This window comes from Microcoleus sp. LEGE 07076, from assembly GCF_015207455.1.
GTDB lineage: Bacteria > Cyanobacteriota > Cyanobacteriia > Cyanobacteriales > Microcoleaceae > Microcoleus.
Genome location: NZ_JADEWV010000070.1, coordinates 21,618 through 27,792 on the forward strand (window position 1 = coordinate 21,618; position 6,175 = coordinate 27,792).

The window sequence follows — 6,175 nt, forward strand, 5'->3', positions numbered from 1 at the left end:
CAGGACTTTAGTCCTGAGATATTCTGCGGACTCGCATTCCTCACTACAAACATCTTTTTTTTGCATTAGTCCTGTGCTACCAATAACTAATAACTAATAACCAATAACAACTAACTAATGAAAAGCACTTGGAAAAGCTGCCCAAACTCGATCGACAAAATCCCTAAGTTGCCGAGAGGCGATCGTGCTATCCTTCTTATCGGAGTCCAGAGACTGCAACTGACTCAACAGCGAAATCACCTCAGTATCCAGCGCCGCCCGAAACAAACTCAGCGGCCAAAGCAAATCAGCACCATCTCGCAAATCCGATAAAATGTATTCTTCAGGCCATTGCTCAGATACATCCTTCTGGGCCACCAATCCAACCAACATTAGAGGGCGCACCCAACAAATTTGACGTGCCTCAACCACTTCAATCACCTCTGAATGCAGGCACGCATTTCCACATTCTAAACTAACAATTTGACCGGGTTTAAAATTCAAAGCACATTCCATTAATCTCAATTCCGGTTGAATTCTTTATAACTGTTGACTGTTGACTGTTGACTGTTGACTGTTGGCTGTTGGTTATAATTCCAACTAACAACTAACAACTAACAACTAACAACTAACAACTAACAACTAACAACTAACAACTAACACCTAACAACTAACAACTAAGAGGGCGGGCTCTCTTGGCACTGCCCCTACCAACTAACAACATTCATCAAGATTTTTAAGAGCCATTTCGAGTTCTGCCGTCAACAATCGCGCTTCTTTTTTGCCAGTGCCACCATTAGCATAATCCGCCACGGAAATCGGAGCGCCGATCGCAATTTTGACACGAGCACCCCATTGAGGAATGCGCGGGCGGTAGCGGATACTCATCGGTACAATTTTCACCCCCAAACCGGGTTTGCTCAACTCTGCTTGCATTGCCAAACGAGCCAATCCAGGCTTGGGAGGGTGAACTTCACCATCCTGAAAAATGCCACCTTCGGGAAAAATCACCAACATTTGCTTGTCGAGGAGCAATTCCATGCCGTAACGCAGACTGCTAATTGCCGGATGCTTGATATCGACAGCAAAACCTCCCAAATGTCTGATGAACCAACCTTGCACTCCTTTCACCTCATCGGCAGTTACCATAAACCGCAAATCGCGTCCAGTCACCATCTGTCCAGTTGAATAGGGCATCATCAGCGCATCCCACCGGGAGCGATGCGTAGGGGCTAAGATCACAGGCCCGTGCTTCGGCAAGTGTTCCTGTCCGGTTATCTCAATCTTGCCAAAATAAAACGGTAGGACAACGTAGTGACCTAGCGGATAGAGCAAGGAGGTTAACCAAGGAGAAACGCGAGAGGTATTAGATACTACCTTGGCAGGCATTGGTTTCACTAGAGATGATTTGCTGGACTCAACGGCGATCGCGGCAGTATGGCGCATGGCAATTAACCTGCTTTATCGATATATAGAGTCTAAGGATATGTTGTTTAGCCAAACTTTACTCTTTTGATGGGGACACTTTTGCTATTGTCATTTTGCCTCTCGCCCGCGATCTGGTCTGACAACCAATAATCTATAATAGGCTTTCACTTGAGTCAAGCCGACAGCAGTCAGGAGCCAGATCGATCGGGCAATTAGCGATCTATTCTTTCACTTCAACAGCCAAGTTCCATTAAATACCGCCCAAAAGAAAGTCAAAAATTTTACCTGTTAATTGTTCCTTCGGGCTTCAAACCAACAAAGCAACTGATCTCGGCAAACAGACTCCATAATACCGCCGAGTACCTGCAAGCGGTGACACGAAGGCGCGCTATCTGGAATATTAGCAGCAGTCCGAATCGCGCCAGTTTTCGGGTCATCAGCTCCGTATACCAGCAGACCGATCCGAGCTTGTACGATCGCACCAGCGCACATCGGGCAAGGCTCCAGCGTCACGTAGAGCGTGCATTGGTTGAGGTGCCAGTCTTGCAAAACATTGCCCGCCGCCCGCAGAGCCAAGATTTCAGCGTGAGCCGTCGGATCGCAGTCTCGCTCTCGCCGATTTTGCGCGTTAGCAATCAACTTCCCAGTACCGTCAACGATTGCAGCACCCACGGGCACTTCGCCCGCATCACCGGCTGCTCGCGCTAGTTCCAGGGCCCTAGTCATCCAGCGTTTGTGAACAGCATAATTAAAATCACGCATAGACAACAGCTCTGTTTGCAAATTTACGGTATACCTACGTAACTAAAAACGCTTAAGATTGTCTTACTTATACACTTGCTGGGGCGTGAATAAGTGCGATCGCTAATAAAATAAGTTTTTAGCGAAATTTGTGGCATACTTACCTAGCTGAAAACACTTAAGATCGAAAAATAAAGTTACACCACAGTCCCATCCACAGTAATTTTGAATTATGGACACCACCACGATTAGCACTGAAGTTGTTGAGCTGTTGTCCCGGATTAGCCGGCAAAAACTCCGCGAACAAGATATCACTCCCTTGGTAGTATTTCTGACTGCTCTAATTTCCATCCTGCGCGGAGTCATGATTATCGACAGGACGATCGCACAAGCCGAAGAAGAACGGCTGCAAAAGACTCTCAAAGCCTTTTCCACCGGAGATCCGCATCGAATAGAACTAATTCAGCGCCTTGTCAAAGGAGTCTCCAAACAGCAGGTTTACTTCAACCCCACAGAACTGCTAACCCTGACAGCTTTCTTGTCAGAATCAGAAAAGCTGTTGCTCATCGGTTCCGGCTACGAAATGTCAGCAGTAGACGGATACATCGACCTGCGGGAGCAAATGTACCTACAGTCGATCGCCAATCGGCTCGGTCTCGACTCCAGACACATTGTAGTCATAGACACTTTATTTACTAAACAAGGAACCCTCGACTCACAAGCATTTGCCGAAGTTCAAGCATTACTCGCACCCAGCGAATTCTCCTCCAACGATCCAGTATTTGCCAAAGCAGCAAAGCACCTGCTGACTCTTTTAACGCGCAACTAATGCAGCGCATTAAAATTTTTTCCCTGTACAAGAGTGAGACACTGGGAAAAGAATTTGATGGTTTTTCTATGAGTTCGCGGATGCAGCGGTCAGAAACCGGGTTTTTTCACAGGGCGAACGCATAGGTTGCAGCCAGCCCAAACGGTAAAAAACTCGGTTTCTTTTGCCTTGATGCGTCCAAATCCGTCTAAAATCTAAAAGCGACTTGTCGCTGCCCCCATCGCCCAGCTCGCTCTGATATCTCAACTTGACTCCGCATAAACCGATCTCGTTTCCCCGACGCTGTTGAGTGAATGTTCCCCAAATTTAGACCAAAGTTCCTACTCAGGTGATTCATCTGTCGAGTAAATCTAAAATCTAAAATCTAAAATCTAAAATCTACTGATTGATTATGCAAATTGAATGGCAAACCGCCAAAACCTACGAAGACATTCTCTATCACAAAAGCGGCGGCACGGCCAAAATTACCATCAATCGACCTCACAAACGCAACGCTTTCCGTCCCAAAACCGTGCAGGAATTGTGCGATGCTTTTACTGATGCCCGCGAAGACACAAAAATCGGCGTTGTCCTGTTGACCGGTGCGGGGCCTCATACAGACGGCAAATACGCCTTTTGTGCCGGCGGCGACCAAAGCGTGCGCGGTGCTGCGGGGTATGTAGACGAAGGTGGTATACCTCGGTTGAACGTGCTTGACTTGCAGAAGTTGATTCGATCGATGCCTAAAGTTGTGATTGCTTTAGTGGCAGGATATGCGATCGGCGGCGGTCACGTTTTACACTTGATCTGCGACTTGACGATCGCAGCCGACAATGCTATTTTTGGACAAACCGGCCCAAAAGTCGGCAGTTTCGACGGTGGATTCGGAGCCAGCTATCTCGCCAGAGTAGTCGGACAGAAAAAAGCCCGAGAAATTTGGTTTTTGTGTCGCCAGTACAGCGCGCAGCAAGCTCTAGAAATGGGTTTAGTCAACTGCGTCGTTTCCGTAGAACAACTCGAACTCGAAGGGATGCAGTGGGCTCGGGAAATTTTAGAAAAAAGTCCGATCGCGATTCGCTGTTTAAAATCCGCTTTTAATGCCGAGTGCGACGGTCAAGCAGGTCTGCAAGAGCTGGCTGGGAACGCCACTTTGCTGTATTATATGACCCAGGAAGGCGCTGAAGGCAAACAAGCATTTTTAGATAAACGGGAACCGGACTTTAGTCAATATCCTTGGCTGCCGTAGCTCGATCGAGAAATTAATTTTTTTGATTGGCTCATTCAAGTTACAGATGCTGTTAATCTCTATGAGCGGCTAAAGCTGAATTTACCCGACCGTCCAAAAGTGTAATTATTGATATTAGTTTCCCCAAAAAATGAAACTGCTTTTTTGGACGCTCCCAACCGCGATGACTATCAGTGATTCCCGAATCGGAAATCGCCAATGTTGCAATCGAAAATGGTACGATTAGTCCTGCTGCGATCGGACTAAACCGACACTGCTGGAGTTTTTTCGGTTAACGCAGAGCCTGTCAACTGGCAGGCATTGCGCTCAGAAACAGTCACCGCAGCCTCCGTCAGCGTCACAGTCTGTTCTTGCCACAGTCCAATTTCTTCGATGTTTTCCCAATATGACCCAAAAGGCGAAACCGCTAAAGCACAAGCTTTCCACTGACTTTGCACCGATACGCTCAGCATAGCGCAAACACCCCCGCGTCTTCCTTCGGGAGTGTAGTAGCGGCAGTGACGGCAAGCAGAAGTTAATTGGGTTTTCATAAAAGTGTTTACAGAAATCAGTTTCATCTATAATTCTCGTCTGTAGAGCTAGGAGGTTGTAGAGCATCCCAGCCCTTATGCTGTCTGGGTTGTAGCGATCCCCAAGCCCAAGTACAATTTTATAATTTATTTATAATTGCTTTATATCTAGAAACAATTAGCTCAGTTATTACTCATTTGGTAGGTAAAAATACAGGTTAAAAGTTGATAAAGCGGTCAGGGATCAAGAAAAACGACAACTGTGGAATGAATCTGAAATGTTACAAATAAATTGTTGTTGTGGATACAGAAAGCGGGCCAGAGTAGGGTAAGGAGCCGGTGGGACACAGTAATTTAAGTTTTAATATAAAAATGAAAAAATAGCAAATGGCGATGGACAGCAGGCGATCGGGCAGCAGTTGCCTTGACGGCAAAAGCAGCTAATTCTAGAATAGGCAAGCTTTAAAGCTTCTTGTTTATTGCTTGAAAATCAAAACATTAAAATCAATTCAAAGACCATAGGAGTTTTGCTAATGAGTAAGCGTTCTTCGGTTGAATCCCCAAATCATCAATCCTCATCAACCCCAATCAAGCCTGCTTTGCAAGCAGCCCTCGGATGTCTTGATGTCAGCCTAGAAGCAGAACTGACAACATACAGAAGGCACAGGCGGCGCGCCGAACAGTGGGTGTCGCCATCAGTTCGTAGTGGCAAGCAAACAGGCACAACCGAGCAACAGAATACCCAAAACCAGTCGCCGCAGGCTGCCGAGGAAACCCAGCAGCCGCTATCGCTGCCCCTATCGCTGGCAGGCGTTCAGGGCGATGCCCCGCTAGCAACTACAAGAGGTGGCACCCCATTATCTAGCAGCGCCTTCGCATCCGACAAATATCTAGAATCCAGCGAAAAACTGATCGAAAGTTTGGACGAAGCAAAAGCCCAGCCCGATCGAGAACGCAGTTTGGCCGCCAGTCTGTTAACTCCTTTGGGACTGAGTTCGATGCTGCTGTTTCTGCTGTCGTGCACGGCTTTGGGCTACGCAGTCACGCACCCGTCAAGTGTGGCAAAAATAACGGGTTTGAACCGTTTGCTCGATCGTACCGCGCCGTCCCCCAACGAAAGTCCCACCGCTAGCGACACATCAAACAGCACCACCAAGGAACTGCCGAAAGCTCCAAATCTGACATCCAAGGAATTTGTCGATCTAGATTTGAGCACTCTGAGCAATGTCCAGCCCACAGCTAGCCCGATTGCTTCCCCATCGCCAAAAGCATCAATCCCGCCGACTCCACCAGCGCCTCCAGCCCCCATCGGCGCTGTCCCGATTCCTACAGAAGACGGGAACCCTGCCAGAGGCGCTCAACAAGGACTCAACAATCTCAGCACAGCTTTGCTTCCGAGCCCCAGCCCCAGCGCCGCCCCAGTCCCGAGTCTGCCAACTCTGCCTCCAACGCCGACTCCAGTCC

7 protein-coding genes are annotated in these 6,175 nt (G+C 47.9%); 3 read left to right on the plus strand and 4 right to left on the minus strand.

Features of this window, described 5'->3' with window-relative positions; all coding sequences use genetic code 11:
- Positions 1 to 114: 114 nt before the first annotated feature.
- The 3 genes from IQ270_RS13890 to tadA form a co-directional block, all read right to left on the minus strand.
- Positions 115 to 495 (minus strand): hypothetical protein, encoded by a 381-nt coding sequence (locus IQ270_RS13890; protein ID WP_193973775.1) that lies wholly within the window; start codon positions 493 to 495, stop codon positions 115 to 117.
- A 198-nt stretch (positions 496 to 693) separates the two neighbouring features.
- Positions 694 to 1,425: a 1-acyl-sn-glycerol-3-phosphate acyltransferase gene (locus IQ270_RS13895; RefSeq protein WP_193973776.1), complete on the minus strand. Its 732-nt coding sequence runs from the start codon at positions 1,423 to 1,425 to the stop codon at positions 694 to 696.
- A gap of 270 nt (positions 1,426 to 1,695) precedes the next feature.
- Positions 1,696 to 2,169 carry a tRNA adenosine(34) deaminase TadA gene (gene tadA, locus IQ270_RS13900; protein ID WP_193973777.1) on the minus strand — a complete coding sequence of 158 codons (474 nt, stop codon included), beginning with the start codon at positions 2,167 to 2,169 and terminating at the stop codon, positions 1,696 to 1,698.
- A gap of 211 nt (positions 2,170 to 2,380) precedes the next feature.
- Here tadA and IQ270_RS13905 point away from each other — a divergent pair, with 211 nt between their 5' ends.
- Positions 2,381 to 2,977: a TerB family tellurite resistance protein gene (locus tag IQ270_RS13905; protein ID WP_193973778.1), complete on the plus strand. Its 597-nt coding sequence runs from the start codon at positions 2,381 to 2,383 to the stop codon at positions 2,975 to 2,977.
- Between the two features lie 391 nt (positions 2,978 to 3,368).
- Complete coding sequence (gene menB / locus IQ270_RS13910) at positions 3,369 to 4,202, plus strand: 1,4-dihydroxy-2-naphthoyl-CoA synthase (protein ID WP_193973779.1); 834 nt, start codon at positions 3,369 to 3,371, stop codon at positions 4,200 to 4,202.
- 242 nt (positions 4,203 to 4,444) lie between these two features.
- Here menB and IQ270_RS13915 read toward each other — a convergent pair whose 3' ends face one another.
- Positions 4,445 to 4,732 carry a hypothetical protein gene (locus tag IQ270_RS13915; protein WP_228056344.1) on the minus strand — a complete coding sequence of 96 codons (288 nt, stop codon included), beginning with the start codon at positions 4,730 to 4,732 and terminating at the stop codon, positions 4,445 to 4,447.
- Between the two features lie 512 nt (positions 4,733 to 5,244).
- Between IQ270_RS13915 and IQ270_RS13920 the strand changes: the two genes are divergently transcribed.
- The coding region (locus IQ270_RS13920; RefSeq protein ID WP_193973781.1) for a hypothetical protein at positions 5,245 to 6,175 on the plus strand (931 nt) is incomplete at its 3' end.

Excerpts from the sequence above, each read along its gene's own strand:
- IQ270_RS13890 (WP_193973775.1), bottom strand. The coding sequence starts at position 495 with ATGGAATGTGCTTTGAATTTTAAACCCGGTCAAATTGTTAGTTTAGAA.
- IQ270_RS13895 (WP_193973776.1), bottom strand. The coding sequence starts at position 1,425 with ATGCGCCATACTGCCGCGATCGCCGTTGAGTCCAGCAAATCATCTCTA.
- tadA (WP_193973777.1), bottom strand. The coding sequence starts at position 2,169 with ATGCGTGATTTTAATTATGCTGTTCACAAACGCTGGATGACTAGGGCC.
- IQ270_RS13905 (WP_193973778.1), top strand. The coding sequence starts at position 2,381 with ATGGACACCACCACGATTAGCACTGAAGTTGTTGAGCTGTTGTCCCGG.
- menB (WP_193973779.1), top strand. The coding sequence starts at position 3,369 with ATGCAAATTGAATGGCAAACCGCCAAAACCTACGAAGACATTCTCTAT.
- IQ270_RS13915 (WP_228056344.1), bottom strand. The coding sequence starts at position 4,732 with ATGAAAACCCAATTAACTTCTGCTTGCCGTCACTGCCGCTACTACACT.